The following is a 26,453-nucleotide window of genomic DNA, read 5'->3' on the forward strand; positions in this document are numbered from 1 at the left end:
TTGGCCTTCAGGCCTTACGGTGCTCAGTCGGCGATCAGGCCGCTGGTGAGGTTGGCGACTGCCCCGGTCATCGCACTGGAGCGGTCCGAGGCGACGAAGGCAGCCACGTTGGCGATCTCAGCGACTGTGGGCAGCTGCTTGCGCAGTGTCAGGTCCGCCATGCGGGCCTGGAACGCGTCGCGGCTGATGCCGTACGCATCGGCGTGCAGGCCGTACACCTCGGAGAGCTGCGGCGTTTCCGGCATCCCCGCCGCGCGCAGGCAGACGACTCGGACGCCATGCGGTCCGAGCTCGGCGGCCAGGCCCCGGGACAGCGCTTCGATCGCCGCCCATGCCGGTGCCATGCCTCCCATGAGCGGGACAGCGGTCCGTGACGGACTCGCCGTGATCGTCAAAATCACGCCTGATCCCTGGCCGGTCATGCGCCGTGCGGCAGCTCTGGCGGTCAGGAAGTTGGCCTTGGGGTAGGTGGCCATGGGCAGGTCGAAGCCCTCGGGCGACAGGTCGACGATCCGGGTGCCCTGAATGCCCGTCTGGGGGAGGCTGATGGCGTTGAACGAGATGTCCACGCTCCCGGCGGTCTGGACGACCGTGTCGAGGTGCGCCTCGACGGCGGCCTCGTCCAGCGCGTCGACCGCGGCGGTGTCGGCGGTTCCCCCGGCGGCGCGGATCTCCTCGGCGGTCGCATCCAGCGCGGCGGTGTTCCGCCCGGCCAGGAAGACCCTGGCCCCCTCTGCGGCGAATGTTCGGGCGACCGTGCCTCCGATCACCCCACCGGCCCCGTAGACCACGGCGTTCTTCTTTTCGAGCAGCACTGTTCCTCCCGATTGTGGATGGTGCGGACGGAGTTCCGTCTCATCGATCGACTCGGCGACCTGCCGAAAGGAATCGGTCGGCCCGCGCGCTGCGGTCGTCAGGTGAGGGTGTGGGGAAGGCCGAAATACGGGGCGAGGGTCGTCTCGAAATGGGTGAGCTCGCTGACGCCGTCGGCGGAGAAGGCGGCTACCAGGATCCCTGCGCAGTGGAGCACGCCGGTCACCGGGTCGCGGAAGTACTCGCCCCATGCCGGGTGGCCGTTCGCTCGGGTGGGGATCAAGCGGCTGATCGTACGGCGGTGGGCGTCGATGGCGGTGAAGAAGCGGTGGGCGGACTCGGTGCCGCGGTACTCGAAGGGCAGGGGCGGCATCCGGACCCAGACGTCGTCGGTCATCAGGGCGACGAGGGCGGTGACGTCGTGGTCGGTGAAGGCCGTGACGAAGCGGTCGGTCAGGGCGCGTTCCTCCTGGCTGCCGGGAGCGGGTGCGGGGCGGCCGGGTGAGCGGGTCGCCTGGATCGTCGCCCGGGCTCGTTTGAGGGCGCTGGTGACGGCGCTCTCGGTGAGGCCCAGCAGGTCGGCGGCCTCGGCGGCGCGGTAACCGAGGACGTCGCGGAGGAGAAGGACCGCGCGTTGGTTCGGAGGGAGGAGCTGCACGGCGGTGATGAAAGCGAGGGAGATCGCCTCGTGGGATTCGTAGCGGGCTTCAGGGCCCGGGTTCTGATCGGGGAGGCCGTCGAGGAGGTGGTCGGGGTAGGGCTGGAGCCAGAGGACCTCGCCCAGGCGGGAAGGTTCCGGGGGCGGGACCGCCAGAGGGGCCGCAGCCACCGGCTTGCGGGTGGAGGCTCGCAGGGCGTTGAGGCAGCGGTTGGTGGCGATGCGGTACAGCCAGGTGCGGAAGGAGGATCGGGCCTCGAAGCCCTCGAGGCCCATCCAGGCTGACAGGAGGGCTTCCTGCAGGGTGTCCTCGGCGTCCTGGAGGGATCCGAGCATGCGGTAACAGTGGAGTTGGAGTTCGCTGCGGTGGGGTTCGACCAGCGCCGCGAACGCGTCGCGGTCGCCTGACCGGGCTCGTTGAAGCAGTTCGGCTGACATGGGGCACCTCCGTCATCGGTATCGACACCGGCGGACGGCGAAACTGGGCGGTCCCGAGGCGCCCGGTTTCCGGCAGTCGGCATGTCTGTCCTGTGTGCAAGTCCGAATCTTCAGAGCTGATCGGAGCATGGCATCGTGCAGGATTTCATCGCCGACCGGACCCTCCTGGTGACCGGCGCCAATCGAGGTATCGGGCGCGCGCTGGTCGAGGAGGCCCTACGCCGAGGCGCGCGGCGCGTCTACGCAGGAACGCGGCAGCCCTTCGCCCACCCCGACGAGCGCGTCATGCCGTTGCCGCTGGACGTGACCGACGGGGCGCAGATCGAGGCGGCTGCAAAGAGCGTCGACGGGCTCGACGTCCTGGTCAACAACGCGGGCCTGGCGGCCTTCGACGACCTCGGGGATCGCGCGGTGCTCGAGCGGCACCTGGCGGTCAATCTCTTCGGGACGCACGCCGTCACGCAGGCGTTTCTGCCGCAACTGACGCTGTCGCGGGGAGCCGTGGTCAACGTGCTGTCGGTGGCGGCGCTCGCGTCGCTGCCGGTGACTCCCGCGTACTCGATCTCCAAGGCCGCGGCGTTCTCGCTCACCCAGGCGCTGCGGGCACTGCTGGCCGAGCGGGGTGTGCGGGTGCACGCCGTTCTGTCGGGTCCGGTGGACACCGACATGTCCCGGGACCTCGACATCCCGAAGGCCGCCCCGGCGGCCGTCGCGCAGGCGATCTTCGACGGCGTGGCCGCCGGTGAGGAGGAGATCTTCCCCGATCCGCTGTCCGCGGCCTTGGCAGAGGGCTGGCGGGCCGGTGCGGTCAAGGCGCTCGAGCGCGAGAACGCCGCGCTGCTGGCGGGGCCGCGGTGAGCGCCGCACGTGTGTAGCGAAATGCTCCGGCGGAATGACCGCCGGAGCATTTCGCTTTCCAGCCAGGCGTGCGAGTGCTCAACGACCGGGGGCGCGCTCGGTGACTTCCTGCAGGACGAAACCGTTGCCGTCGGGATCGCTGAACGAGGCGAACGAGCCGTACGAGCGCCGGCCGGGGTAGAGGCCCGGCACCCGCTTCTCGGTCCCGGCGTGATGGAAGACGCCACCCTCGTCATGGAAGATCTCGCTCACCTCAACACCGCGGCTGATCAGGTCGGCCCGCGCCTCTTCGATGTCGTGCACGATGAGGTGCAGGTTCTGCACAGAGCCCGGCTGGGCCGTACCGATCCCGGTGCCGACGATGATCGAGCACTGGGAGCCCGGCGGGGTGAAGTGCACGACCCGGAAGTCGGCACCGTCCACGTAGTCGAGGTCCTCCCGGAAGCCGATCCGCTTGTAGAAGTCCTTGGCCCGGTCGACATCCGCGACCGGCAGGACGATCACCTCAAGCTTGTAATCCACCATGTCCGCTCCTCCGCGATATCGGATGCCGGTCGGCATCCGGCATCTACGATCGCTGCCGAAGCGGAGGCTCGCCCCAGGGAGACTCCCTGGGCTCGGCCCCGGGGGTCACCGGTCACGCAGCGCCGCAGCGAGCTCGCGGCGTGATCCGATGCCCAGCTTGATGAAGACCTTGCGCAAATGCCACTCGACCGTTCGCGGGCTGAGGAACAGCACAGCGCCGATCTCGGGATTGGTCCGGCCTGACAGGGCCAGGCGGGCGATCTGCGCCTCCTGCGAGGTGAGCTCCTCGCGCGCTCCCGGGGCGCGTTTGCGGACGGTCTCGCCGGTGGCGACCAGCTCCCGGCCGGCCCGTTCGGCGAAGCCCTCCGCGCCCATGGTGGTGAACGCGTCATGGGCGGTGCGCAGCTGGACCCGGGCGTCACCACGGCGGTTCTCCCTGCGCAGCCACTCGCCGTAAAGCAGGCGCGCCCGGGCCAGTGGCAGCCCGATTCGAGTGGTGGACAGCCGCTCGACGGCCTCCCGGTAGTGCTCCTCGGCCTGCCCTGGCGGACCGGCCATGGCGTCGGCGAGGGCTTGGACGCCACGGGCCCAGTCGGTCCCGGCGGCCGCGGTCCGTTCCGCGAGACGCTCGCGCGCCTGCGAGGCGGCCGCCGGCTCGCCGCTGCGCGCCGCCGCCTCGATCAGCTCACCGAGCGTCCAGTTGAACACGGCGAGGTCCTCGTATTCGGCGGCCTGCCGGGCGGCCTCCAGGGCTTCCGGATAGCGGCCGAGCCCGTTGAAGAGCGCTGCCTTGGCGAAGCCGGCCAGGCCCAGCAGCCTGCCTTCACCGCGGGCGCCGGCGTCCTTGACCGTGGCCTCGATCGACTCCACCGCCGCGAGTTCCTGGCCACGGTGGGCGGCCAGGGTGAGTGAGGCGAACGGATACGCGGCCAGGCCGGTGGCTCGTCCCAGAGCGTCGGCCTCGTCGAGCAGGTCCGACGCGTCCGCGAACCGGCCCTCGAACAGCAGCGCGCCGGCGCGGAAGACCAGCGCGGTGGGCAGCAGCGCCAGCGCCCCGGTGGCGCGGGCGAAGCCGACCGCCTCCTCGGTGAGGCGGTGCCACGTCTCGTCCTGCCACACCTCGTGCGCGACAGGTCCGGCCAGCCACAGCAGGCCCGGGTCCTCGTTCGTGGTGAGGGCGTCCAGCGCCCGGCGCAGAAGCGGCGCGGCCGGCGCGTACCCGTCCAAGCTCCACGCCGTGAGACCGGCCAGCAGGAGACCGGCCGGGTCCTCTCCGGCTGGGACGGCTCGGGCGGCCTCGGCCGCCCGGCGCAGGTCGTCTCCGCCCAGCCGGCCGGCGTGTACGGCCGCGCCCAACGCGGAGAGATACGTTTCCCGGGCTGCGGCGGGGTCCAGCGTCTCAAGCCGGCGAGCGGCCGCGAGCAGCGGCGGGCCGGCCGTCCGGCCGGGGTTGAGCGCGAAGGCGACCTGGGCACGAAGGCGCTCCGCGCTCGCCTGCTGCAGCAGGTCGAGCGGGCCCAGTTCGGCGGCGGCCAGCAGTTCCGGCACCAGGGCGGGGGCGCCGGCGGTGAACCGGGCGTGCGCGGCGGCCAGAGCCAGCGTCGCCCGTCGTTCCGGGTCCGCGGTCAGCTCGGTGGCGCGCTCGAGGAAGGACGCCGCCGCGGCTCGGCCTCCGCGAGCCATTGCCCGGTCGGCCGAGCGTTCCAGTTCGCCTGCGACCTCCTCGTCCGGTCCCACCGCGGCGTGCGCCCGGTGCCAGGCGCGCCGGTCGGGGTCCTGCTGCGGGTCGGTCACCTCGGCGAGCGCGCGATGCACCTCGCGTAACTCCGCCACCTCGGCCGACCGCCACGCGGCCGAGCGCACCAGCGGGTGCCGGAACCGGACCCGGGTGCCGAGCTCGACCAGTCCGGCGGCCTCTGCGGGCACGACGACGTCCGGCCCGATGCCCAGCCGCTCGAGCGCGCGCCACAGCAGGGTCACGTCGCCGACCGGCTCGACGGCGGCGGTGAGCAGCAGGCGGCGTGTGTCCGCTGGCAGCGCCGCGATGCGTCGCTGGAAGCCCTCCTCGACGCGGCTCACCAGAGGCGTCGCGCTCCGCGCGCCGAACCCGAAGGCCAGCTCCGCCGGCGTGAGACCCCGGGGGAGTTCGAGCAGGGCGAGCGGGTTGCCGCGCGTCTCGGCGACGATCCGATCGCGTACGCGCGCATCGACCGGGCCGGTGAGCACCGAGTCCAGCAGCGCCCGCGCGTCCGCGTCGGGCAGCCCGTCGACGCGCAGCTCCGGCAGGCCGTTGAGCACCTGCTCATCTCCCGGGCTGCGTGAGGCGAACACCAGTGCGACCGATTCGGCGTCCAGCCGGCGGGCCACGAAGGTGAGGATCACCTCGGACATCCGGTCGATCCACTGCACGTCGTCCACCACGCAGACCAGCGGCTGGTCCGACCCGGCCTCGGCGAACAGGCCGAGCACGGCCAGCCCGATGAGCAGACCGTCCGGCGGGTCGCCGGGGGTCAGCCCGAAGGCGGTGGCGAGCGCGGCCCGCTGCGGCTCGGGCAACCGGTCGAGCCGGTCGATCAGCGGCGCGCAGAGCTGCTGCAGCGCCGCGTACGCGATCTCAGACTCCGGCTCGACCCCCGCCGTGCGGGTCACTCGGCCGTCCAGCGCATGCTCGATCAGATAGTCGAGCAGAGCGGTCTTGCCGACACCCGGCTCACCACGCAGAACCAGCACGCGGCTCCGGCCGTCGCGGACGTCGCGCAGCAGGCGGTCGATCGTTCCCCGCTCGCGCTGCCGGCCGAGCAACTCGGCACCCTGGGTATTACTCAGCACCTCACCCTCCCCCGCCACGACGGTACATCCAGCCGGATCGCCCCTGCCGTGAACAAGTGACGGCGGCTCACCAACAGAATTCGCGCACCGGAAGTCAGCCAGGCCGCCATGGTCGCCGCTCGACCGAAGTCTGTCAGACCGCTTCTGGCGAGCCGACGGCACGTCGAGGTCGTCCAGCCGCGGTTGCGGACCCGGCTCACTTTCGTACGGCACCAGGGCGGACCAGGGACACCGAAGACCAGCGCCCAGGGTGTCTCCCTGGGGCGACGCCGGTGTCCGCCCAGTGATAGTGACCGGCATGAAACGTCTGATCATGCTGATGGCGGCGATAGTGCCGCTGTCGGCGGCACTGGTGACGACAGCCGCCGACGCCGCCACTCACCACCGCGGCGACGACGACGCAACGGTGTGCTCCACGCTTCCCGTCTCCGCGCCGTCCGGCGCCAAGGTCGAGTCGGTGACGGCGGCGGCGCACGCCGGGGGAACGGTCACGTTTCCCGACGCGCCTCCGCTGCCCACGCCCGCGCCGATCACCGATGTCCCGGCCTGGTGCGACATCACGGTCACATTGACCCACCCCGGGGCGAACGATCACGTCAACGTCAAGATCTCGCTGCCCCAGGACCCGCACAACTGGACCGGACGGTTCCAGGCCACCGGCGGCAGCGCCTACCTCGCCGGTGACTTCGGCGCCCCGCTCGTCGCCGCGGTGAAGAACGGCTATGTGGCCGCGGCCACCGACGCCGGCGTCGGCACAAACCCGATCGACGTCAGCGGCTGGGCGCTTACGCCGGACGGAAACGTCGACACCCCACTGCTCGAGAACTTCGCCTCCCGCTCGCTGCACGAGATGGCCGTCGTCGGCAAGGACGTGGCGAAGAAGTTCTACGGCAAGGCGGTGCGCTACGCGTACTGGAACGGCTGCTCGACCGGCGGCCGGCAGGGCTATGAGGAGGCGCAGGCCTACCCGGACGACTTCCAGGGCATCCTGGCGAAGGCGCCGGCGATCAACTGGGACCGGTTCGCGGTCGCCACGCTCTGGTCGCAGGTGGTCTTCAACGAGGAGAAGACCTACCCGACCCAGTGCGAACTCGAGGCGTTCAACACCGCCGCGATCAAGGCCTGTGACACCCTCGACGGGGTCAAGGACGGCATCATCGACAACCCGCAGGACTGCCACTGGGACGCCCGCCGGCTGATCGGCGCCCACGTCCTCTGTGACGGCAAGACCATCACCATCACCCCCGAGGTGGCGGACGTCGTCCGCAAGATCTGGGCCGGTCCCGTCTCCGCCACCGGCAAGAAGCTCTGGTACGGCCCCAACAAGGGCGCCGGCTTCAGCTGGCTCGCCCAGGTCGGCGCGCCGTTCTTCGTCGCCGACAGCTGGGTCAGGTACTTCGTGAAGCAGGACCCGGCGTTCGACACCACAAAGGTGACCTACCAGCAGTTCGCGAAGATCTTCCGGCAGTCCCAGCTGGACTACAACAGCGTCATCGGCAGCGACGACCCAGACCTGTCGGCGTTCGCCAAGGCCGGCGGCAAGCTGCTCAGCTGGCACGGCCAGGCCGACGAGCTGGTGCCCACCGCGGGTACGGTCGACTACCGCGAGCGGGTCAACCGCGTGCTGGGCGGCGACAAGCGGGTGGACGACTTCTACCGCCTGTTCCTGCTGCCGGGCGTGACCCACTGCGGCGGCGGCACCGGCCCGCAGCCGACCGACGACCTGGGTGCGCTGGTGAAGTGGGTGGAGAAGGGGCAGGCCCCGGCCACCCTCGCCGCTTCGATCACCGACGCGAACGGCAAGACCACTACTCGCGACATCTGCGCGTACCCGCAGGCGACCCGGTACACCGGGCACGGCGACCCCGCGTTGGCGTCCAGCTACCGCTGCACCACCGCCTGACCCCACCCGAAACATCGCGGCGGTCCCTGGCATCCCTCGCCCGGGGCCGCCGCCCCTATTTACGCGCGAAGCCTCGTTCTTCTCACGCGGCCCCGCGCGACGACCCGTGGCAGCCTTCGCGGCATGTGACGAGCTTGCCCTGGCCCGTCGAGCCAGGGCTTCAGCCAGTGTCTTCCCTGGGGTCGACGGGGGTCACGGCCGAGAAGAGTCATCCAGGTACCCGAGCCTGGAAAGAAAGCTGGCACTCTCATGTCCGTCCTGATGCGCATCTACCTCATCCGCGGCCTCGTCGCGATCGCCTGGGCCGTGGGCTTCTCGGCCGTGCACGACTCGCTCTCCGCCGCGTCGGTCGTCCTGCTCGTCGTGTATCCGCTGATCGATGTGGTGGCCTCACTGCTCGACACTCGGGAAAACCCCGACACTGCGGGCCGGACGCTCCAGGTGTTCAGCACCGCGCTCAGTGCCCTGGCGGCCGTCGGCCTGGGCGTCGCGGCCATCAGCGGCGCCGCGGCGGTGCTGTTCGCATTCGGCGTCTGGGCCATCGTCTCCGGTGCGGCGCAGCTCACGGTCGCCGTGCTGCGCCGCGGCCCCGAACTGGGCCGGCAGTGGCCGATGCTGATCGCGGGCGCGCTGTCGGTGATCGCGGGTGCGACATACCTCGTCATGGCGGTGGGCGAGCACCCGAACCTCAACTCGCTGATCACCTACACGACCGCGGGCGGCACGTTCTTCGTCCTCCAGGCCGCGGCGCTCGCCTGGCGGCAACGCCGGATGCGCGACGTCCCGGCCTGACCTGCCAATCGGTGCCGCGTGATCGGGCGGCTTGACTCGCAGTGGTACGCGCAGTCAAATCCGACGTAACAGCGGATATAGTCCACTTATGGTCAGGCACGGGTTGCTCGGCGAGTTTCTTCGCGCCCGGCGCGCCGTCACCACTCCTGCCCAGGTCGGGCTTGTGGACGTGGGGCCCCGCCGGACGCCAGGCCTGCGACGGGAAGAGGTCGCGGTGCTGGCCGGTGTCAGCACCGACTACTACATCCGTCTGGAGCAGGGACGCGAACGCCACCCATCCGATCAGGTGATCGGCGCCCTGGCGGGTGCGTTCGCCCTCGGCGCGGACGCCACGGCGTACCTTTACGCGTTGGCGCACACGGACGCGCGAGCCGACCACGGGCCGCGCACTCCGGCCGACGCCATGGCACAGGTCAGTCCGCCCCTGCTCCGGCTGATGCACGCCTGGCACGGTACGCCGGCCTTCGTGATGAACCGGCGCATGGAAGTGCTGGCCATCAACTCGCCGGCCGTGGCCTTCTACAGACAAGGGCTGCACGTGGATCTAGAGGCGGGTGACAACATGCTGCGCACGATCTTCCTCAATCCCGCCGCGCAGGAGTTCTACCGCGACTGGGAGCCCACGGTGCACGGAAGAGTCGCCCACCTTCGTGCCACCGTCGGCACGGACCTCGACGACCCCCGCCTGACCGAGCTGGTGGAGGAACTGTGCGACGAGAGCGGTGAGTTCCGCCGCGTGTGGGCCCGGTACGACGTACAGGCCGAAAGCAGCCACACCAGAAGCTTCCGCCACGACCTGGTCGGGGAGCTGACGGTCGACTGCGACCTGTTCTCCGCCGTCGGCGCGCCCGATCAGCAACTGGTCACCGTTCAGGCGGCCCCCGAAAGCCACTCCGCGGAGGCGCTGAACGAGCTCTGCCGGGGTGCTTGCGCCGGGAAATGAGCGCGGCGTCTCTGTGGCCTGCTGGGCCGGCATTCGCCGTCGTCTCGGGCACCTAGGACGGCGGCGTGGTCACAGAGTTCGGGCCCATGCCACGCCGTCATCCGGCCGCAGCGGCGAGCCGGCCCAGTTCGGCCAGCGCGTGCGCGGACGGGCTGCCGGGTTCCGCCTGACCGATGACGAGAAATTGACCGCGGGCGCTGGTAAGGCGGAACGTCTCAAAGAGAAGGGTCATTTCACCGACTTCACCGTGGCGATATCGGATGAACACCTGGGTCCTGGTCTGTACATCGTGGCGAGCCCACATCCGGCGAAATTCGTCGCTTTCACGCGCGAGTTCCTCGACCAATTCGAGCACGAACGGGTCGTCGGAGCCGGTCCCTGCCGCGGCGCGCAGGTGGGCTACAAGGCGGGAGACCTCCTGCTCCCAGTCCATGTAAAACTCGCGTGCCGCCGGATGGAGGAAGAACATCCGCGGCAGGTTGTCGTTGTCCTCCAGTCCTTCGTAGTGAGCTCGTGCCAGCGGATTCTTGGCCAAGAAGTCCAACCGGCGATTCAACACGAAAGCCAGCACGTGGTCGCAGCCGTCAATGAATCGCAGCATGTTCGGAGAGACGCGGCCGCCCCGGCCAACCGCCTCAGACGTCCGGGGCCGGGCGAGTTCGTGGAGGTGCTCGCCGGCCTCGGGGTCAAGTCGGAGAACTCTCGCCAGGGCGTCGAGCACCTGGTCTGACGGACGGCGTTCCCGCCCCTGCTCAAGCCGGGTGTAGTAGTCGATGCTGATCCCGGCCAGTACGGCTACCTCATCGCGCCGCAATCCCGGCGTTCGGCGACGGTCACCGACGTGCGCAAGATTCACATGCTCAGGGGTTGTGAGCTGGCGTCGAGCGCGGAGGAACTCACCAAGCGGATTTCCTTCATCCATGTTGACAAAATACGCAGAGCATCGTCAGGAATCCTGGGTGCGATATGCCTAGGCTATTTTTGCTTTTTCTCGCCCGTTATTGCTCTTCTCCAGCGACCCTCCGAGATGGTCAGCCATCGCGCTGGGCCGTCATCGAGCCGCCCTCTCGGTATCTCCGGCTTTCCAGATCTGGCTGCGCAGGTCGGTGCCGCGGATGACCTGGACACGCCAGGGCTCCAAGCGCAGCACGTGGAGCTGGGGGTCGGTGGGGCCTCCATGCCAGAAGCGGCCCAGGTCGTATCCGGCCCCTGCGGGGCTCGTCTTGCGGTAGAGCTGCCACACATGCTGCTTGATTTCCAGCTCGTCGGCCCACCGGGCGACGGTGTCGATGCTGACGGCGTTCTGCCGTGGTGTCCAGTAGGAGAAGGTGGTGTGAGGATTGCCGGCCAGGTGCGCAGCCTTGACAGGGGTCTTATACGTGGCGAGCCAGCCGAGAGGGCGACCTGCGACGATCTCCCAGACGGGGATCAGCACGCGCGCCCGGGGGCGGCCCTTCTTGTCGACGGTGGTCATGGTGGCGTAGACGATGTCGCCGATGTAGGCATTGAACTCGTCTTGGATCGCGGCGAACGACGTCACTGCGGTGGCCATCTGTTCCCTCCGATCGCGGTCAGGCCGAGGTCTCGGCGGGGACGGGTTCAGCGATCCCGGGTGCCCTGTGGGTGCGCAGGCCGAACGCGGTGACGGCCGCGCCGAGGACTCCGGCGACGATCGGGACGATGAGCGCGGTCCTGAGCGCGTCCAGCCCCGCCTCCGGTGAGACGCCGCCACCGAGCGCCGCGACGTTGACGGCGGTCACCGCCGACAGGCCGAGGGCGGTGCCGAACTGCATGGCGGTGTACAGCAGGCCGCCGGCCAGGCCGTGCTCATGTTCGTCGATGCCGTCGGTGGCGGCCATGGTCAGCGGGCCGTAGGCCAGCGAGAAGGCCAGACCCAGCAGGAACATGGTCGGCAGCATGGTGAGGTAGGCCCAGTCCAGCCCGACGGGCAGGAACAGCACGTAAGCCAGCGCCGCCAGGAGCAGCCCGCCGAACAGCACCCGGACGTTGCCGAATCGGTTCACCAGCCGTGGCGTAAGGGTCGGGGCGAGAACCGTGTCGATTCCGATCACCAGCATGGCCAGACCCGTCTGCAGCGTGTTCCAGCCGCGCAGCTCCTGCAAGTACAAGGTGACCAGGAACTGGAAGCCGGCGAAGGAGCCGATGAACAGCAGCGCTCCCAGATTGGCTCGCACAAGGGGCCCTGAGCGCAGGATGCCCAGCCGTACCAGTGGGTTGGCCGACCGCCGCTCGACCACAATGAAGACGGCCAGCGATGCCAGCCCCGCGGCGAACGCACCCGCCGTGCCACCCCAGCCGTCGCCGGGATGCTCCAAGCGGACCACTCCGTACACCAGCAGCAGCATCGCGCCGGTGACGCAGAACGCACCGGCCAGGTCGAAGCCTCCCACCGGGCGCTCCGGAGCAGCCGGATCCTTGATGAGGGGGATGGCGGCCAGCAGGATCACCGCGGACAGGATGACCGGGGCGAAGAACACCCACCGCCAGCCGAACGTGGCCAGCAGACCACCGGCAACCAGGCCGAGCGAGAAGCCGCCCGCAGCCGTTCCGGCGTAGACCCCCAACGCCTTGGCGCGCTGCGGGCCTTCGGGAAAGTTGCCGGTGACGAGGGACAGCCCGGCGGGGGCCATGAACGCGGCGGCTACTCCGGTGACGAACCGGGCGACCAGCAACATCCAGCCCTCGGTGGCGAACCCACCCAGGCCGGAGAAGATCAGGAAGACGGTCAGCCAGAACAGGAACATCCGGCGGCGGCCCAGCAGGTCGGCGGCACGTCCGCCCAGCAACATGAACCCGCCGTAGCCGAGCACATAAGCGCTGACCACGCCGCTGAGCATCCCAGTGGACAGGCCCAGGTCCGCCCGGATCGACGGCAATGCCACATTCAGCATCGCCACGTCGATCCCCTCCAGGAAGATCGCTCCGCACAACACGAACAACACGCTCCAGGCACGCCCGTCCATGCGGCCGCTTGATGTGGGCATGGGTCGGTTCCTCTCGAAAAAGACGGGAAGGGCGGAAACCGGCCATGGTTCTCTGAATGACTGCCGGTTCTCTCTTGTAACCAGCAGAATCCTCGGACACCATCGATGACCATGGAAGACGGCATTTCAAAGTCCCCCGGTTACTGCGGGGATACCGACGGCGACTACGACGTTCTCCAGTGGGACACGCGGGAGGATTGTGAGGTCCGGCAGATCCTCGACCGGATCGCCGACAAATGGTCGCTACTGGTCATCGCCCTGCTCGATCAGCGCAGCCTGCGCTTCACCGAGCTGCGCCGCAGGATCGACGGGATCAGCCAGCGGATGCTCGCCCGAACCCTGCGCCACCTTGAGCGCGACGGCCTGGTGAGCCGCACCGTGTATCCGACCGTGCCACCGCGCGTGGACTACGAGCTCACGCCCCTGGGCGCGACCCTGCACCACACCATCCGCGCACTGGTCACGTGGACCGAGGAGCACCAGAACCAGATCGCTTTCGCCCGCGCGGCGTACGACGCCCGTGTGGCGGTCGAGCAGGAGACCGCGGACAGGGAGGCAGCGGAGCGGGAGGCCATCGCCCGAGACGTCCTCGCGGCAGGCGCCGGCCGCGTCGCGCGGATGCCGTCGGAGAGCCGCCGTCCACGGTGACGTACGGCCGCATATTCAGCTGATCGAGCGGGCGCGATCTGAGGTGGTGTACACCGGACAGCATGTACATCCTGCGCGGCACTGACACCCACGCCGCATAACCCACCAACGAGCCCTGCCAGAGCCTCCAGGCATGGCAGGGCTCTGCTGTTCACTGCCAGTTCGTAACCGCCCGAAAGTGGCGGTCTAACCGAATGACTCAGGTGTGACCCACACGTGTCTCACGATCAGCAAAGGCTTGCCCGTGCGGGACGCCCGATCGAGGCGCGCGTTGACTTGGAGGAGCGGAAGGAACTTCTCCAACTGGCCGAAGTCGAGAAGGACGCCCGCGTGCATTACGCGTGGCACACGGCCGCGACGCTTCTCCTGGAACAGGGCGTTGACATGAGAGTCGTTCGGGTGATCTTGGGTCACTCCCAGCTCACCACAACGAAGCGCTACACCCACGTCACGGAGAATCTGGCCGGCGACGCGGTGGCGAGGATGGGCCGCCCACTGTGGGACAACTGAACAATTGCAACCAGAAATGCAACTGGGCAGGCTTCCAAACGATCATTATTTGGGAGTCTGCCCAGGTCATTAGGGGTGGGGCGCCAGGGACTCGAACCCTGAACCTACGGATTAAAAGAAGGCGACGTGATCGACGTAGACGCCCTTGACCTGGGCGGGAAGCGTTTCCGGACACCCGCCAAAGTTCGGGATTGCTCGCCCCCTTGGCTGTAGTCGTGGCTGTACAGCCAGGGTTCCTGCGTGAGAGACCTTCTATTTACAAGGTTCCCAAACGATCTCCAGCGGCGTTCAAGTCTGCTCGTCGACACCGCGGCCGTTCAGACCCGTACGACTCGATCCGGCGTCGTCCGCTCCGGTGGCTCCCAGGGTGGCTCCCAAGTATGCGGTCGACATCCTTACGGCGATGGGGGGACGATGCGAGCGACCTGCGCTGGATGGGGATGGAGCCCGGCCGGTACCGTCCCCTCATGAGTCAGAGCGGATCTCAGGCCGCCGCGTTCTTCCGCGACGTGGTCGTCCACAGGAAGGTTTGGACAGTTCGCGACTCGGCTGGGTACCCGGCACCGCTGACGTCAGATGGCCGGAGAAGCATGCCATTCTGGTCGTCCCTTTCCAGGGCGAAGAAGATCATTGGGACGGTTGCCGCGTACTCGGGGTTCGAGCCGGTGGAGATTCCGCTCGACGTCTGGCTCGGCAAATGGCTGCCCGACCTTAGCGAGGACGAGACCCTGATAGGGGTCAACTGGTCCGGTGCTCGGGCAGTGGGTTGGGATTTAGAGGTACAGCAGGTGATTGCCAGAATTTCCGCAGTCGGCGGAGCGTAAGGCCACCAGTTTGGAAGGTTTCGGTACGCGATCGGCTAGCCTGCTGCGACGCTGGTCACGCGCCTAATCGTTTCGCTCATGGCTTTCCGTGGCTTGCCATGAGTCACCGTGCTGACGGGCACGCGACGGGCACGGGCAAGAAGCGCCGGTCCGGGTAGCTGTCGAGGTGGAATCGATAAGGTGAGGTCCATGGATTCCCGAGCCGATCCGGACGGCGGCGATGGTCACAGTAGCCCGCGTGACGTGTTTCTCCGCCTGGTGAATGGGGTCTGCGAAGGGCCGTACGAAAATTTGGCCGACCTCTATGCCGAACAGACCCATGTCACCCACCCGTTTCACCCGCTCAACCCGCCGCCGCTGCTGAGCCGTAGCGAACTGCACGAGCACTTCACCGCGCCGCCGCCGTTTGCCCGGACGCTGAACCGTAAGCCGGTCAACATCATCATCCACGACACCGCTGATCCGGAGGTGATCGTCGCCGAGTTCGCTTACCAGGGGCACGTGGACGAGACAGGAGAGGCGTTCACCGTGCCCTGTGTCTTCGTTCTCCGTATTCGCGACGGGCTCATCGTCGAGTCTCGCGATTACATCGATCACATTGCCAGCGCACGGGCATGGGGCCAGCTCGAAAGCCTCCTGACCGCGCTGCGCCCATCGAGCGACGTCGACCGCTGAAAGGCAGTTGCTGGTGATCGCGGGATCGCGCGCTTGGTCTCCGATCGAACCAGACGCTGGCCGAGGTCGGGGCCTCCCCCCGAGGTGTGGACACCTTGAGTGCCAGATCATGGGGATCTGGAGAGCAAGGAGTTCCTAGTGGCGATGAAGCCCTATCCGCCGGAGTTCAAGGCGGATGCGGTCGCGTTGTATCTATCGGATCCGGGGCGGACGTATGCGTCGGTGGCCCGGGATCTGGGTGTCAATGTCGAGACGTCGCTCTCCGTAAGCACAGGCGGGCACAGGCCGTCGAGAAGCTGGCGTCGGGGGAGAGGTGGAAGGATCACGGGCTCGTCTTCGCCTCGACTATCGGCACGCCTATCGAACCGGGCAACCGCAGCACACGCTGGCGTGCGGCCCGTGCGAAGGCGGGGCTCGACTGGCTGAGGCTCCACGATCTCCGTCACGCGTGCGCCTCGTACCTCCTCGCGTGCGGTGCCTCGCCGCGGACGGTCATGAAGACGCTCGGGCATAGCCAAATCGCGTTGACCATGAACACCTATACGCATGTACTTCCCGACATCGAACGGGCAGCGGTTGACGCGGTGGCCAAGAAGCTCTTCGGATGACGCGAGCACGAGTAAGGGCCGGACTCCTGAACGGAGTGCCGGCCCTCTTGGCTGTAGAACGTGGCTGTACTGGCATACCGAGTAAGATCAATAAAGAGTATTCATGCAGGTGGGGCGCCAGGGACTCGAACCCTGAACCTACGGATTAAAAGTCCGCAGCTCTGCCATTGAGCTAGCACCCCTCGCTAGATGCAGCGTACAAAGATTACCGCCACTTCTGCGACGAGGTTTACCGGGCGATCACGATAGCCGGTAACCGCCGCGGGTGACACCCCGAGCTGGTCACCGATAGGCCGCGATCCCGGTGAGCGCCTCGCCCAGCACCAGCGTGTGGATCTCCTGGGTGCCCTCGTAGGTGAGCACGGATTCCAGGTTGTTCATGTGCCGGATGACCGGATACTCCAAGGTCACACCGTTGGCCCCGAGCACGGACCGTGCCTGCCGGGCGATGTCCAGCGCGGCCCGCACGTTGGCCAGCTTCCCGAAGCTGACCTGCTGCGGCCTCAGCTGTCCCGCTTCTTTCAGCCGTCCCAGGTGGAGGGCGGTGAGCCCGGCGTGGCCCAGCGAGACGGCCATCCAGGCCAGCTTCTCCTGGGTGAGCTGGAACGCCCCGATCGGCTTGCCGAACTGCACCCGCGTCGTCGCGTAGTCGACGGCCGCCTCCAGGCAGGCCCGGGCGGCGCCGACGACGCCCCAGACGATGCCGAACCGCGCCTCGGAAAGGCACGAGAGCGGCCCCTTCAGGCCGGTTACCCCGGGCAGCACGGCCGAGGCGGGCAACCGTACGTCGTCGAAGTAGAGCGAGGAGGTGACCGACGCCCTCAGCGACATCTTGCGGTGGATCTCCGGGGCGGAGAACCCCGGCGTGGAGGTCGGGACGACGAACCCGCGGATGCCCGCGTCGGTCTGCGCCCACACGACGGCCACATCGGCGATCGAGCCGTTGGTGATCCACATCTTGGAGCCGTTGAGGATCCAGTCACCCGAAGGGTCCTGCTTGGCGTGGGTGCGCATCCCGGCGGGGTCGGAGCCGTGGTCGGGCTCGGTCAGGCCGAAGCACCCGATGGCCTGTCCGGAGGCCATCGCCGGCAGCCATTCCTGCTTCTGCTCCTCCGAGCCGTACTTCCAGATCGGGAACATGGCCAGCGAGCCCTGCACGGAGACGAAGGACCGCAGACCCGAGTCGCCGGCCTCGAGTTCGCGGCAGGCCACGCCGTACGAGACGGCGTCGAGCCCGGCGCAGCCGTACCCCTCGAGGTGCATGCCGAGCATGCCGAGCTCTCCCAGGGTCGGCGCGATGTCGCGCGCGGGGAAGGCGGCGTTTTCGAACCAGTCCGCCACATGCGGCAGGACCTGGTCGGAGACGAATCCCTTGGCGGCGTCCCGGACCAGCCGCTGTTCGGGCGTGAGCTGATCGTCGAGCTTGAGGAGATCGTCCATACGGCCAGATTATCCGGGCGCGGTAGGGGTTGGGCCAGGGGGAATCCCTATGTGCGTAAGCCAGTTCAAAGGGCACTCTGGTGGCATGGACGAGATGAACACCAACGGCCCGGTCAAACAGCTCCGCCGTACCAGAAACGGCAGGATCATCGCGGGCGTCTGCTCCGGCGTGGGGGAGTACATCGGGGTCGACCCGAACATCCTCCGCGTGGCGCTCGCCGTCGCGACCTTCTTCGGCGGCCTCGGCGTCGGCATCTACGCCGTGGCGTGGATCCTGGTCCCCGAGGAAGGCAAGACGGGATCCATCGCCCAGGACCTCATCGACAAGAACAAGGACGGGCGCGTCTGGCAGGACGCCAAGGCCAAGTGGGACCAGGCCCAGGCCGGCTGGACGCGCTCCACGCAGAGCCAGGGCCCCGCCCACCAGCCGCCCGCCCCGCCGCAGGCCGACGGCCACTACTCCTACAGCCAGCACCCGTACGGCGGGCAGGCCACGGCCGCCTCCGAAGCCGGCGAGACGCCGAGGCGCGACGACACGACCAACGGCTGACCTCAGGTCGTGGCCCGGACCTTGGCGATTATCTCCGAACGTGATTCGGCCCAGAGCAGGGTCAGCACGACCGCGACGGCGAGCCCCGCCGCCCCGGCCAGCGCGACCACCGGCTCTGGGCCGATCTGCTGAGCGATCGCCCCACCGGCGAGGATGCCGAGCCCCTGGGCGGCCAGCAGCCCCGACTGCACGAGCCCGAACGCCTGCCCCCGGCCCGCGGGCGGAACGCACTGAACGAAGGCCGCGTTCGCGGCGAGCTGGTAGGCGCCCCCGACCCCGGACAACGCCCAGAGCGCCAGCACGGCCTCCAGCGGCGGCCTCATCAGGCAGGCGATCAGCGGCGCGCAGGTCAGCATCGCCATCCACCCCATCGAGCGCAGGCGGCCGGACGGGGTGACGAACCTGCCGAACAAGAACGCGCCGATCACCGTTCCCGTCGGCGTCGCCGCCATCAACAACCCTGTGATCACCGGTACGGGCAGTGTGCCGTCGTCGAGCCTTTCCGCGTACGGCACGGCGATGCCCTCGGGCAGCACGTAGAAGCCGCACAACCACGCGAAGAGCACGAGGGTGCGCAGCCGGCGATCGCCGAAGACGAGCCGGGCGCCTGCCCTCGTCATCGCCCACACCGACGGCTTGTCGCCTTCGGAATGCGACGACGGGCGACGTCGTACCCCGGCGACGATCACCAGGGCGGACCCGAGGAAGGTCGCCGAATCCAGTGCCAGGGCGCGGTACGGCCCGAGCCCGGCGATGAGCGCCCCGCCCGCCGCGAAGCCGAGCATCTGCACGGCCTGATTGGTCACGTTCTGGATGGCCGACCCGACCACGTATCGGTCACCTTCGAGCACCTCGGGCATCAGCGCGGCACGGGCCGCGGAGAACGGCGCGCCGAGCAGCACGACGCAGAACACGAGCACGCACAACACCGCGAACGGCATGCCGGGCACGGCCATCGTGGCCAGCAGGAGCGCGCGGAGGAGGTCGCAGAAGAGCATGACCCTTCTGCGGGGATAGCGGTCGGCCAGTCCGGCCAGGAGCGGCCCGCCGAGGATGGGCGGGAGGTAGGTCAGCGCGTAGACGGCGGCGGTCGCGAGCGCCGACTGGGTGCGGTTGTAGACGAGGACGGCAAGGGCGACCGAGGCGAGCTGATCGCCCAGGAGCGACATCGCCTGGCCGAGCCACAGGGCGCGGAACTCCCTGACCGCGATGACTTCGCGGTAGGTGGCGCTGACCTCGGGGGGGCGACGGTGCCTTCCGGATAGCCTGCCGGGGTTCGTCGCCAAATGTCACTCCGATGAGCTCGCCGAGAGGGCCGCACCGTCCTGAACCGCGCCTTGCCGTTCCGCGTGCCCAGACGTCACCTCGGCCGAGACCACGCCTGACAGAACGTGGTCAACATGTTACCTACAGTGCCCGGGTGTTTCGACCCCCTGTGACTCCGCGATTACCAACCGAGTTCATGAAGTCTGTCGTCATCGATGCCGAAATGGTGGGCGATCTCGTGGACGACGGTGATCCGCACCTCTTCGACCACGTCCGCTTCCGTTTCGCAGATCTCGAGCGTCGGGTTGCGGTAGATCTCGATCCGGTCGGGCAGCACGCCCGAGTACCACTCGCCGCGTTCGGTGAGGGGAATGCCGGTGTAGAGCCCGAGAAGGCCCGGCTCGGGCGGATCGTCGACGACGACCACCACCACGTTGTCCATGACTTTGGCCAGCTTCGGCGGGATCGTGTCCAGTGCGGCGGCCACGAGCTCCTCGAACTTGTCAGGAGGGACGTCGATCACGACCCCATGGTGTCACCGTAAGGTCGCCGTCCGATACCGCCGCACGGTGAACGGCATGCGCTCCGCGGCGGCGGGAAGCGCGGCGTTCCTGTTCTGGTTGTGCCTCCAAGGGGAACGGCCGGGTTTCGTGCTTGAGGACCGAGCCGGGTGGGAACGGGGAGTCGGAGACCGGTCGCAGCCCCAGGAGGCCCCAGAAATCCCCGCCCGCATCCCCATCCCCCGCACCACGACCATTCAGACCGGCGCGCCCAGCGGCCGATTCGGGTAGGCAGGAAGGACATGGAGATCTCGAAGTGGAGGGAGATTGCCCGGCGTCTGGGTAAGGGGCGCACGGCGCGGATCCTGGCGATCGCACTGGCCGCGGTGGCCGGGGGATGGCTCGGCCTGGCCTTCGGAGCCTCCGTGGACACCCCCGTCGGGCCCGCGGACATCGGGATGTCCCTGCAGCCCTCCTGGACCGGCGAGACCGTCATCGACGTGCGCCCGCTCGGCACCCTCAGCTTCGACAGCCACAACAGCCCGGTACGGCTCAGCCTGACCATCGAGGCCGTGCACCCGGACGTGGCCGAGGAGATCCTCAGCAACCCGCGCTGGGCCGACAGGCTCCCGACGATCATCGAAGAGGACGTGGCCGAAGGGCTGCGCCAGTTGATCGTCCGTGGAGTCCTCTTCGCCGTGGGGGCGGGATTCCTGACCGGCCTGCTGCTGTTCAGGCGCCTGTCCAGGGCCGCGTGGACCGGAGCCGGCTCTCTGGTCATGGTGATCGCCCTGGGTGGAGTGACGGCGCTGACGTTCAACCCCCGGTCGGTCGCCGAGCCGCGGTACACCGGCCTGCTCACGGGCGTTCCCTCGCTCATCGGCAGTGCGCAGTCGATCGTCACCCGTTTCTCCGAGTATCGCGGCCAGCTCGCCAAGCTGGTGACCAACGTGTCGCGCCTGTATGAGGCGGGATCGACGCTGCCGATCTACGACCCCGACCCGAGCACGATCAGGGTGCTGCACGTCTCCGACCTGCACATCAACCCGATCGGGTGGAACGTCATCAAGGCGCTGAAAGACCAGTTCAAGATCGATCTGATCATCGACACGGGCGACATCAGCGATCACGGCACCACCGCGGAGAACGAGTACGTCCAGGAGATCGGCGGCCTCGGCGTCCCGTACGTCTACGTGCGCGGAAACCACGACTCCATGGCCACCCAGCAGGCGGTCGCCAAGCAGAAGAACGCGATCGTTCTGGACGGCAAGGCCGCCACCGTCAAGGGGCTGACCATCTACGGCATCGGCGACCCGCGCTTCACGCCGGACAAATCCGTACAGGTGTCCGACGACTCCAGCCAGCAGCTCCTTGATCTCGGCCGGTCGCACGCCGCCCGGATCGAGCCGCCCGAATGGCCCCGGTCGCCGTCCACGTCGGGCCCCGACCTGATCAGGGCCGACATCGCAGCCGTCCACGACCCGACGGTGGGGCGGGGATTGTCCGGCCGGGTGGCGCTGGTGCTGGCAGGCCACGTGCATCAGCGCTCGACCGAGCTGCTCTCCTCGGGGACCCGGTTGATGATCCAGGGATCCACCGGCGGGGCCGGTCTGAGGGGCCTCGAAAACGATGAGCCGACCCCGTTGATGGCCTCGGTGCTCTATTTCAGCAAGAGCACCCATCGCCTCCAGGCCTGGGACGACATCAGCGTCGGCGGCCTCGGCGAGCAGTCGATCCAGGCGGAGCGTTATATCGAGCCGGACCCTGGCCGTACAATTCTTCCGGAGTCTTCAACCGAACCGACGAAGGTCCCGCAGCCAACGGGAACCGAGGTCGGCTCACCGTCGCCAATCGCTTTGGCATCGGGGGCATACGTCCCCTATGCTTCAGAGGTCTCCGACGGAAGACGTCGCGGAACGGGGCGCAAGCCCTGAGCCCCCATCGTCTAGCGGCCTAGGACACCGCCCTTTCAAGGCGGCGGCACGGGTTCGAATCCCGTTGGGGGCACGTGCGAATGCCAAGCGCACCAGGGAAGACGAAAGGTCGATGACCTTCGAGGAACTGGTAAGCTAGCCGAGCCGAACAACACGGAAGAAAATCTTCCGGACATAAAGGTCCTGTAGAGCAGTTGGAGTGCTCGCCACCCTGTCAAGGTGGAGGTCGCGGGTTCAAGTCCCGTCAGGACCGCGTACGGCGGCAGCCGCCGAGGTCAGGTAGCTCAGTTGGTACGAGCGTCCGCCTGAAAAGCGGAAGGTCGGCAGTTCGACCCTGCCCCTGACCACAGCACCTGAGTAGCATGAACGCCCCGAGCGATTATCGCCCGGGGCGTTTTTGATCTCCATTGACGACAACGCTGACGACAACGTGCCGATGACTCTTTGCGGCTGATCATTTTGTCGGCGTCGGTCGGTAGCGTCCTGCGTACTTCGGTGCAGGTGCGTGATCGGCTGAGAGGGCGAATCGTGGGCGCCTCAGGGTGGTATTACTTCGCGCCGTTTCAAGAGGATGTTTCGGCTGCCCTCACCGCGGCGCATGAACGTGCGTTCAGTGGGGGCGACTACTTCTGGCTCTACGACGGACGCTGAGGATTGCCTGAGCGGCCTCGGCCTTCCACGATTGAGGAGTTGTGGGCGGACGAGGGCGTGCAGCATTCGTTCACTCATTCGGTGTTGGACATCTTCGAAGTCCTCGACGAGGGCGAAGAGCCTGAGTTCTGCTCAGCGAGGCCGCTCACCGCCGAGGAGATAACGAGAGCGCTCGGCTCGTCCTGGCCGACACGTGCCGACTTCGAGCGGAGATATGAGCAGGCATCTGAGGAGCTGGACGACCTGATCGAAGAGCGTGGCCATGCCTGTTACACCGTGCTGTATGACGAGCAGAGGCATCCCAGCGAGATCGTGTTCTGGGGAGTTACCGGGGATTGACCGATGGAAAGCAGAACGCCTCGGACACCATGTCCGAGGCGTTCCCATCGAGATCGTTATCAGCCGAGGGCATTGCCGAGCTTGCTCAGAGCGGCCCGCTTGTCGTCCAGTGAGGTATGCGCGTACACCTTCATAGTGACCTCGATGTCGGAGTGCCCGACGATCTCTCGGACAACGTGAGGTGGCACGCCGAGGTCGAGCAGGAGACTGACGCACGTATGCCGGAGATCGTGAAGGCGCACGGTACCGAGGCTGGCCGCCTTACGGATCTCGCCCCAGCTACGGCGCAGGTTGTCGGGCTCCATGGGAGTGCCCCGCCTGGAGGGGAAGACGAGGCCGTGATCCTCCCAGTCGGGCCAGCGGTCTGAACGCTCCGCGAACTGTCGCTTGCGGTGCTCCTTGAGAGCGTCGAGGCAGATCGGCGGTAGCGGGATGGTCCGTTCGGAGTCTTCGGTCTTGGGCTTCGACTCGACCCACGTTTCCCGGGCGCTACATCGGCCCGTGGGCCGTGGACTAGCAGCGATCGTAGGCTTCAGCCATGACCGACTCAGACCGGCCCAGATGCGATGTGCCTGATTGCGCAGAGGCGGCGACACGAGGCGAGATGTGGGATGGCGATCAGTGGGGTCCGATCGAGGCGTACCGCAAAGGCATTCAACTTCGGCTCACCGTTCTTGATCTGGCGGTCACGCTGAAGCTCTGCGACACACATGCGAAAACGTTGGTCGAAGCGGCATGGACACCAGCCTTGACACTCTTGGGCGAGTGGGGATGGAGGCCTTCTGGCCCTCGGAAGCGCATCTGAGGAGAGGAAGCGCGAAGCCCTCGCCGAGGAATTCCACGATCGCTACGTGACAGCTCGTCGTGCCCTGACTGCACGTCGCCCCGAGCTCTTGGATTAGTCGATGGCCCTTGGGCTGCCGAGGGACTCCATGCAGTAGGCAGGGCCCGTATATGTGTAGCCGCGCGACCAGGGTGACCGGAGCGTCCTCGCGAAGCCGCTCCCCGATCTCGAATGCGATCCGGCGGAAGGCCTGCCCGTCGCGGCGGCAAAGCGATCCGGGGTTGCGGCGAAGTGTAGGTGACAGTTGACCACTTCGCCCGGAGAGCACCCATATGACGGAGATAGAAATTTGACCGCCCGCGTGGGCGAGCAGGTGACCGACGCTGAGCTGGCAGCTCGGTTCCGGCGGGATCCGGAAATGTTCGCTGCCGTCTACGACCTGTACTTCCGCGACGTCTACCGGTACGTGGCCGGGCGGCTGGGCGAAGAGACGGCCGACGACATCGCCGCCGAGACGTTCCTCAAAGCGTTCGCCCAGCGTGACCGGTTCGACGCCGAGCGCGGCAGCCTGCGGCCCTGGCTGTTCGGCATCGCCACGAACCTGGTGGCAGACCACCGGCGCAAGGAGGCCCGGCACTATCGGGCGCTGGCACGGACGGGGGCCGAGCCTGCCGCCGACAGCCACGAGAACCGGGTCGTCGCCTCGGTGACCGCCGAGAGCATTTATCCCCAACTGATGAACGCACTGACCGGCCTCTCCCCGGGTGAGCGCGACGTGATCCTCCTCGTGGCCCTGGGCCAGCTGAGTCACGAGGAGGTGGCCCAGGCACTCGGCCTCTCCTACGGCACCGTCGGCTCCCGGCTGAGCCGCGCCCGCAAGAAGTTCCGCACGGTGATCAATCAGGAGACTTTTCATGGATGAGCTGCAGATGCTCCGTACTGTTCTGGTGAAGGAACCATCTCGCGACGTGGTAGACCAGGGCCGGCACAAGCTGCAGAACGCGATGCGCGGACCGGTGCGCAAGCGCAGGACCGGGTGGCTGGCAGGGGGCCTCGGCCTGGCCGCCGCCGGGGCGGCGGCTGCGGTCGTGATCGCCTCAGGCTCCACGGCGCCCGTGCACACGCCGGCCCAGGGATCGGGTCAGCTGTCCGGCCAGCAGGTCCTGCTCTCTGCGGCGAGCACGGCGGAGACCGCATCCCAAGGCGCCGGGACGTACTGGCATGTGAAGACTGAGATCACGAGGCCTGGCAGCCGGCTGCCCCGAGGGGAGAGCTGGACTCGGCGCGACGGACGCACATGGGCGTTGATCAACGGCAAGGTGATCGAGGACCCGCACAGGTCGAAGAATTTCGGCGTCGCCGGAATCCTGATCACCTACGACGAGCTCCAGAGTCTGCCGACCGACCCGGCCGCTTTGAAGGCGTGGACCGTCGCCGCCAGGAAGAAGGCCCTGCACGGTCAGAAGCCCTTCGTCGGTTTCGTCGGCGAGGACGGCGATGTCGCCAAGTCGCTGTCCTATCTGCTCTGGCAGGTTCCGGCCCCGCCCAAGGTCCGCGCGGCCGCCTTCCGTACTATCGCCTCCCTGCCGGGCGTCAAGAGCCTCGGCCCTGTCCAGGGTGGAAAGGCCCTGGGAGTCTCCACAGTGGGGGTCAAGCTGGTGATCGATCCGAAGACTTCGTTCGTCCGCGAGATCAGCTTCTCTGGCGGAAACGCCATTGCGATCAGCGCGTCTGAATGGACGAACCAGCTACCCAAGGCCGTTTCCTCCACCTCGAAGTAGTAGATGGCAGGGCACACTTGGGGACACATCGAGGAGCAGCGCAAGTCAGCAAGAAGTCAGCGAACCTGCTGACACGGGACGGCTACGCGGCTCACGGGCCGCCCTCGCGAGGACTACATCGGCCAGTGGCTGCCCGAGCCGCTCCTGCTCGACGATGGGAGCCGCAAGCGTGTCGCAAGTGGACCTGCCGAATTGTGCTTATAGGGATCAAGGGCGGCGCTCCGCGCCGCCTCGCGGCCCTCCGCCCGCTCGCCGGCCGGGCATGCGGCCTGGGGGCCGGTCCCGGCCGCGGCGACTGCGGGCCGCCCATCCGTCGGCCGCCAGCATCCAGCGTCCTCGCTGTGATCCTGCGCCCGCTGCCCGATTGTCCGGGGCAGGCAGAACCTGTCAAGGACGGCTGCTCAGGTAGGGCAACCGCTAGCGGCGGAAGGTCACTGGCTGAGGTACACGCGAAGCCATCCTTGACAGAACCCGCCTGGCAGTCCCGGAGAGGGCAACTAGCGGGAGCAGGAGGGAGGCGTGGCACATGGCGCGCCTCCCCATGTTCAACCGCACGTACCAACAACCGGGGACCGATGGCAGCCCTTCCCACATTGTGTGTAGACCTGGCCTCTACCTGCTCAGCGCTGGCCGTTACGGCCCGGAGCGTGCCAAAGCCGACGGGCGACGGTGGGGATGACGATCGTTGCGGCGAGCAGGTGCGCAAGAGCCAGCATTAGCTTGGTCGAGGTCACGGTGTCTCCGGCACCAAGCGGGGCGACCAGAGACACAGCGGTGAGCGCCACGGCGACCTTGACGTAGGCGCGCGCGGGGCGGGTCGCGTACCGCGCGAGGAGCACCGCCAGCACCGTCCCCCAGAACGTGCAGATGACAGTGCCCATAGCGAACATACCGATGGTGATCGGCTGTGCGGCGCTGGCGCCGATGTTGCCGGCTGACATCGGAATGTCCAGGGCGCGTGCGGCGAGGCCGTACAGCTCGGTCACAGCGGCCGCGGCTATTCCGGTGAGCGCGCTGACCAGCCACACCGGCCAGGCGCGGAGGAAGTCAGCGGGGACGGCGTTGGTCGTGGCGTGCATCGGGACTCCTTCAAAGGTTGGGTGGTGCGTTCGCCTGAAGGACGAAGCTGAGCCGGTTGACTCGACATCGGCAGCCGGAAATGAGCGGAAGAATGTCGGC

At 67.9% G+C, this 26,453-nt stretch carries 27 protein-coding genes, 4 tRNA genes and 1 pseudogene; 19 read left to right on the forward strand and 13 right to left on the reverse strand.

What is annotated here, in order from left to right; all coding sequences use genetic code 11:
* Nucleotides 1-23 precede the first annotated feature (23 nt).
* On the reverse strand, nucleotides 24-815 hold the full coding sequence (locus Pth03_RS04945; protein WP_203942896.1) for an SDR family NAD(P)-dependent oxidoreductase: 792 nt from the start codon (nucleotides 813-815) through the stop codon (nucleotides 24-26).
* A 98-nt stretch (nucleotides 816-913) separates the two neighbouring features.
* Complete coding sequence (locus Pth03_RS04950) at nucleotides 914-1,909, reverse strand: sigma-70 family RNA polymerase sigma factor (RefSeq protein ID WP_203942897.1); 996 nt, start codon at nucleotides 1,907-1,909, stop codon at nucleotides 914-916.
* Nucleotides 1,910-2,044: 135 nt separating this feature from the next.
* On the opposite strand from Pth03_RS04950, the gene Pth03_RS04955 reads away from it, so the two are divergent.
* Nucleotides 2,045-2,767, forward strand: a complete 723-nt coding sequence (locus tag Pth03_RS04955; RefSeq protein WP_203942898.1) for an SDR family NAD(P)-dependent oxidoreductase — start codon at nucleotides 2,045-2,047, stop codon at nucleotides 2,765-2,767.
* A 78-nt stretch (nucleotides 2,768-2,845) separates the two neighbouring features.
* Here Pth03_RS04955 and Pth03_RS04960 read toward each other — a convergent pair whose 3' ends face one another.
* The gene (locus Pth03_RS04960; protein ID WP_203942899.1) at nucleotides 2,846-3,292 is read right to left on the reverse strand and encodes a VOC family protein; all 447 of its coding nucleotides are present in this window, start codon (nucleotides 3,290-3,292) and stop codon (nucleotides 2,846-2,848) included.
* A 105-nt stretch (nucleotides 3,293-3,397) separates the two neighbouring features.
* On the reverse strand, nucleotides 3,398-6,121 hold the full coding sequence (locus Pth03_RS04965) for a helix-turn-helix transcriptional regulator (RefSeq protein WP_239118763.1): 2,724 nt from the start codon (nucleotides 6,119-6,121) through the stop codon (nucleotides 3,398-3,400).
* Nucleotides 6,122-6,419: 298 nt separating this feature from the next.
* Here Pth03_RS04965 and Pth03_RS04970 point away from each other — a divergent pair, with 298 nt between their 5' ends.
* From Pth03_RS04970 to Pth03_RS04980, 3 genes are all read left to right on the forward strand, one after another.
* A complete protein-coding gene (locus Pth03_RS04970) occupies nucleotides 6,420-8,024 on the forward strand; it encodes a tannase/feruloyl esterase family alpha/beta hydrolase (RefSeq protein ID WP_203942901.1) in 1,605 nt (534 codons plus the stop codon).
* Nucleotides 8,025-8,273: 249 nt separating this feature from the next.
* Nucleotides 8,274-8,816: a DUF308 domain-containing protein gene (locus Pth03_RS04975; RefSeq protein ID WP_203942902.1), complete on the forward strand. Its 543-nt coding sequence runs from the start codon at nucleotides 8,274-8,276 to the stop codon at nucleotides 8,814-8,816.
* A gap of 88 nt (nucleotides 8,817-8,904) precedes the next feature.
* Nucleotides 8,905-9,759 carry a helix-turn-helix domain-containing protein gene (locus Pth03_RS04980; protein ID WP_203942903.1) on the forward strand — a complete coding sequence of 285 codons (855 nt, stop codon included), beginning with the start codon at nucleotides 8,905-8,907 and terminating at the stop codon, nucleotides 9,757-9,759.
* A 97-nt stretch (nucleotides 9,760-9,856) separates the two neighbouring features.
* Here the strand turns inward: Pth03_RS04980 and Pth03_RS04985 are convergent, their stop codons facing one another.
* The 3 genes from Pth03_RS04985 to Pth03_RS04995 form a co-directional block, all read right to left on the reverse strand.
* The gene (locus Pth03_RS04985; RefSeq protein WP_203942904.1) at nucleotides 9,857-10,681 is read right to left on the reverse strand and encodes a helix-turn-helix transcriptional regulator; all 825 of its coding nucleotides are present in this window, start codon (nucleotides 10,679-10,681) and stop codon (nucleotides 9,857-9,859) included.
* 129 nt (nucleotides 10,682-10,810) lie between these two features.
* Nucleotides 10,811-11,311 (reverse strand): pyridoxamine 5'-phosphate oxidase family protein, encoded by a 501-nt coding sequence (locus Pth03_RS04990; protein ID WP_203942905.1) that lies wholly within the window; start codon nucleotides 11,309-11,311, stop codon nucleotides 10,811-10,813.
* A gap of 19 nt (nucleotides 11,312-11,330) precedes the next feature.
* The gene (locus Pth03_RS04995) at nucleotides 11,331-12,764 is read right to left on the reverse strand and encodes an MFS transporter (RefSeq protein ID WP_203942906.1); all 1,434 of its coding nucleotides are present in this window, start codon (nucleotides 12,762-12,764) and stop codon (nucleotides 11,331-11,333) included.
* Between the two features lie 105 nt (nucleotides 12,765-12,869).
* Here Pth03_RS04995 and Pth03_RS05000 point away from each other — a divergent pair, with 105 nt between their 5' ends.
* From Pth03_RS05000 to Pth03_RS42435, 6 genes and pseudogenes are all read left to right on the forward strand, one after another.
* Nucleotides 12,870-13,412, forward strand: coding sequence for a winged helix-turn-helix transcriptional regulator (locus Pth03_RS05000; RefSeq protein WP_308442332.1), 543 nt, complete (start codon nucleotides 12,870-12,872; stop codon nucleotides 13,410-13,412).
* Between the two features lie 216 nt (nucleotides 13,413-13,628).
* Complete coding sequence (locus Pth03_RS05005) at nucleotides 13,629-13,922, forward strand: tyrosine-type recombinase/integrase (RefSeq protein WP_275413025.1); 294 nt, start codon at nucleotides 13,629-13,631, stop codon at nucleotides 13,920-13,922.
* 467 nt (nucleotides 13,923-14,389) lie between these two features.
* Nucleotides 14,390-14,746 (forward strand): DUF2750 domain-containing protein, encoded by a 357-nt coding sequence (locus Pth03_RS05010; protein ID WP_203942908.1) that lies wholly within the window; start codon nucleotides 14,390-14,392, stop codon nucleotides 14,744-14,746.
* Between the two features lie 189 nt (nucleotides 14,747-14,935).
* Nucleotides 14,936-15,421 carry a nuclear transport factor 2 family protein gene (locus Pth03_RS05015; RefSeq protein WP_203942909.1) on the forward strand — a complete coding sequence of 162 codons (486 nt, stop codon included), beginning with the start codon at nucleotides 14,936-14,938 and terminating at the stop codon, nucleotides 15,419-15,421.
* A 144-nt stretch (nucleotides 15,422-15,565) separates the two neighbouring features.
* A pseudogene (locus Pth03_RS41265) lies at nucleotides 15,566-15,661 on the forward strand (transposase); the annotation flags it as partial.
* Nucleotides 15,616-16,029 (forward strand): tyrosine-type recombinase/integrase, encoded by a 414-nt coding sequence (locus Pth03_RS42435; protein WP_373318493.1) that lies wholly within the window; start codon nucleotides 15,616-15,618, stop codon nucleotides 16,027-16,029. The pseudogene Pth03_RS41265 and the gene Pth03_RS42435, both read left to right, overlap by 46 nt.
* A gap of 110 nt (nucleotides 16,030-16,139) precedes the next feature.
* Here the strand turns inward: Pth03_RS42435 and Pth03_RS05025 are convergent.
* Nucleotides 16,140-16,211: transfer RNA gene (locus tag Pth03_RS05025), tRNA-Lys, on the reverse strand.
* Between the two features lie 100 nt (nucleotides 16,212-16,311).
* Nucleotides 16,312-17,469 carry an acyl-CoA dehydrogenase family protein gene (locus tag Pth03_RS05030; RefSeq protein WP_203942911.1) on the reverse strand — a complete coding sequence of 386 codons (1,158 nt, stop codon included), beginning with the start codon at nucleotides 17,467-17,469 and terminating at the stop codon, nucleotides 16,312-16,314.
* A gap of 85 nt (nucleotides 17,470-17,554) precedes the next feature.
* On the opposite strand from Pth03_RS05030, the gene Pth03_RS05035 reads away from it, so the two are divergent.
* Nucleotides 17,555-18,019 (forward strand): PspC domain-containing protein, encoded by a 465-nt coding sequence (locus tag Pth03_RS05035; RefSeq protein ID WP_203942912.1) that lies wholly within the window; start codon nucleotides 17,555-17,557, stop codon nucleotides 18,017-18,019.
* Between the two features lie 2 nt (nucleotides 18,020-18,021).
* On the opposite strand, the gene Pth03_RS05040 is transcribed toward Pth03_RS05035, so the two are convergent.
* Both Pth03_RS05040 and Pth03_RS05045 read right to left on the reverse strand, forming a co-directional pair.
* A complete protein-coding gene (locus Pth03_RS05040; protein ID WP_203942913.1) occupies nucleotides 18,022-19,305 on the reverse strand; it encodes an MFS transporter in 1,284 nt (427 codons plus the stop codon).
* Between the two features lie 161 nt (nucleotides 19,306-19,466).
* Nucleotides 19,467-19,808: a metallopeptidase family protein gene (locus Pth03_RS05045; protein ID WP_203942914.1), complete on the reverse strand. Its 342-nt coding sequence runs from the start codon at nucleotides 19,806-19,808 to the stop codon at nucleotides 19,467-19,469.
* 55 nt (nucleotides 19,809-19,863) lie between these two features.
* Here Pth03_RS05045 and Pth03_RS05050 point away from each other — a divergent pair, with 55 nt between their 5' ends.
* The 6 genes from Pth03_RS05050 to Pth03_RS05075 all read left to right on the forward strand — a co-directional run bounded on the left by Pth03_RS05050 (nucleotide 19,864) and on the right by Pth03_RS05075 (nucleotide 22,709).
* Entirely contained in the window at nucleotides 19,864-20,076 is a 213-nt protein-coding gene (locus Pth03_RS05050) for a hypothetical protein (protein WP_203942915.1), read from the forward strand.
* An 11-nt stretch (nucleotides 20,077-20,087) separates the two neighbouring features.
* Nucleotides 20,088-21,719: a metallophosphoesterase family protein gene (locus tag Pth03_RS05055; protein WP_203942916.1), complete on the forward strand. Its 1,632-nt coding sequence runs from the start codon at nucleotides 20,088-20,090 to the stop codon at nucleotides 21,717-21,719.
* Nucleotides 21,720-21,792 (forward strand) — tRNA-Glu (locus Pth03_RS05060).
* A 106-nt stretch (nucleotides 21,793-21,898) separates the two neighbouring features.
* Nucleotides 21,899-21,972 (forward strand) — tRNA-Asp (locus tag Pth03_RS05065).
* A gap of 20 nt (nucleotides 21,973-21,992) precedes the next feature.
* A tRNA-Phe gene (locus tag Pth03_RS05070) sits at nucleotides 21,993-22,066 on the forward strand.
* Nucleotides 22,067-22,451: 385 nt separating this feature from the next.
* Nucleotides 22,452-22,709, forward strand: coding sequence for a hypothetical protein (locus Pth03_RS05075; protein ID WP_203942917.1), 258 nt, complete (start codon nucleotides 22,452-22,454; stop codon nucleotides 22,707-22,709).
* Between the two features lie 59 nt (nucleotides 22,710-22,768).
* On the opposite strand, the gene Pth03_RS05080 is transcribed toward Pth03_RS05075, so the two are convergent.
* Complete coding sequence (locus Pth03_RS05080; protein WP_203942918.1) at nucleotides 22,769-23,305, reverse strand: tyrosine-type recombinase/integrase; 537 nt, start codon at nucleotides 23,303-23,305, stop codon at nucleotides 22,769-22,771.
* Between the two features lie 537 nt (nucleotides 23,306-23,842).
* Here Pth03_RS05080 and Pth03_RS05085 point away from each other — a divergent pair.
* Together Pth03_RS05085 and Pth03_RS05090 are read left to right on the forward strand one after the other, a co-directional pair.
* Complete coding sequence (locus tag Pth03_RS05085) at nucleotides 23,843-24,415, forward strand: RNA polymerase sigma factor (RefSeq protein WP_203942919.1); 573 nt, start codon at nucleotides 23,843-23,845, stop codon at nucleotides 24,413-24,415.
* Nucleotides 24,408-25,274 carry a CU044_5270 family protein gene (locus tag Pth03_RS05090; protein WP_203942920.1) on the forward strand — a complete coding sequence of 289 codons (867 nt, stop codon included), beginning with the start codon at nucleotides 24,408-24,410 and terminating at the stop codon, nucleotides 25,272-25,274. The genes Pth03_RS05085 and Pth03_RS05090 overlap by 8 nt, the downstream gene beginning before the upstream one ends.
* A gap of 620 nt (nucleotides 25,275-25,894) precedes the next feature.
* Here the strand turns inward: Pth03_RS05090 and Pth03_RS05095 are convergent.
* Complete coding sequence (locus Pth03_RS05095) at nucleotides 25,895-26,353, reverse strand: DUF6069 family protein (protein WP_203942921.1); 459 nt, start codon at nucleotides 26,351-26,353, stop codon at nucleotides 25,895-25,897.
* Nucleotides 26,354-26,453 lie beyond the last annotated feature (100 nt).

This window comes from Planotetraspora thailandica, from assembly GCF_016863335.1.
Classification (GTDB): Bacteria; Actinomycetota; Actinomycetes; order Streptosporangiales; family Streptosporangiaceae; genus Planotetraspora; species Planotetraspora thailandica.

What these genes read in the sequence shown, in the direction of transcription:
- Pth03_RS04950 (WP_203942897.1), bottom strand. Translation starts at nt 1,909, where the DNA reads ATGTCAGCCGAACTGCTTCAACGAGCCCGGTCAGGCGACCGCGACGCG.
- Pth03_RS04960 (WP_203942899.1), bottom strand. Translation starts at nt 3,292, where the DNA reads ATGGTGGATTACAAGCTTGAGGTGATCGTCCTGCCGGTCGCGGATGTC.
- Pth03_RS04970 (WP_203942901.1), top strand. Translation starts at nt 6,420, where the DNA reads ATGAAACGTCTGATCATGCTGATGGCGGCGATAGTGCCGCTGTCGGCG.
- Pth03_RS04975 (WP_203942902.1), top strand. Translation starts at nt 8,274, where the DNA reads ATGTCCGTCCTGATGCGCATCTACCTCATCCGCGGCCTCGTCGCGATC.
- Pth03_RS04980 (WP_203942903.1), top strand. Translation starts at nt 8,905, where the DNA reads ATGGTCAGGCACGGGTTGCTCGGCGAGTTTCTTCGCGCCCGGCGCGCC.
- Pth03_RS04985 (WP_203942904.1), bottom strand. Translation starts at nt 10,681, where the DNA reads ATGGATGAAGGAAATCCGCTTGGTGAGTTCCTCCGCGCTCGACGCCAG.
- Pth03_RS04990 (WP_203942905.1), bottom strand. Translation starts at nt 11,311, where the DNA reads ATGGCCACCGCAGTGACGTCGTTCGCCGCGATCCAAGACGAGTTCAAT.
- Pth03_RS04995 (WP_203942906.1), bottom strand. Translation starts at nt 12,764, where the DNA reads ATGCCCACATCAAGCGGCCGCATGGACGGGCGTGCCTGGAGCGTGTTG.
- Pth03_RS05000 (WP_308442332.1), top strand. Translation starts at nt 12,870, where the DNA reads ATGACCATGGAAGACGGCATTTCAAAGTCCCCCGGTTACTGCGGGGAT.
- Pth03_RS05010 (WP_203942908.1), top strand. Translation starts at nt 14,390, where the DNA reads ATGAGTCAGAGCGGATCTCAGGCCGCCGCGTTCTTCCGCGACGTGGTC.
- Pth03_RS05015 (WP_203942909.1), top strand. Translation starts at nt 14,936, where the DNA reads ATGGATTCCCGAGCCGATCCGGACGGCGGCGATGGTCACAGTAGCCCG.
- Pth03_RS05030 (WP_203942911.1), bottom strand. Translation starts at nt 17,469, where the DNA reads ATGGACGATCTCCTCAAGCTCGACGATCAGCTCACGCCCGAACAGCGG.
- Pth03_RS05035 (WP_203942912.1), top strand. Translation starts at nt 17,555, where the DNA reads ATGGACGAGATGAACACCAACGGCCCGGTCAAACAGCTCCGCCGTACC.
- Pth03_RS05050 (WP_203942915.1), top strand. Translation starts at nt 19,864, where the DNA reads ATGCGCTCCGCGGCGGCGGGAAGCGCGGCGTTCCTGTTCTGGTTGTGC.
- Pth03_RS05055 (WP_203942916.1), top strand. Translation starts at nt 20,088, where the DNA reads ATGGAGATCTCGAAGTGGAGGGAGATTGCCCGGCGTCTGGGTAAGGGG.
- Pth03_RS05090 (WP_203942920.1), top strand. Translation starts at nt 24,408, where the DNA reads ATGGATGAGCTGCAGATGCTCCGTACTGTTCTGGTGAAGGAACCATCT.
- Pth03_RS05095 (WP_203942921.1), bottom strand. Translation starts at nt 26,353, where the DNA reads ATGCACGCCACGACCAACGCCGTCCCCGCTGACTTCCTCCGCGCCTGG.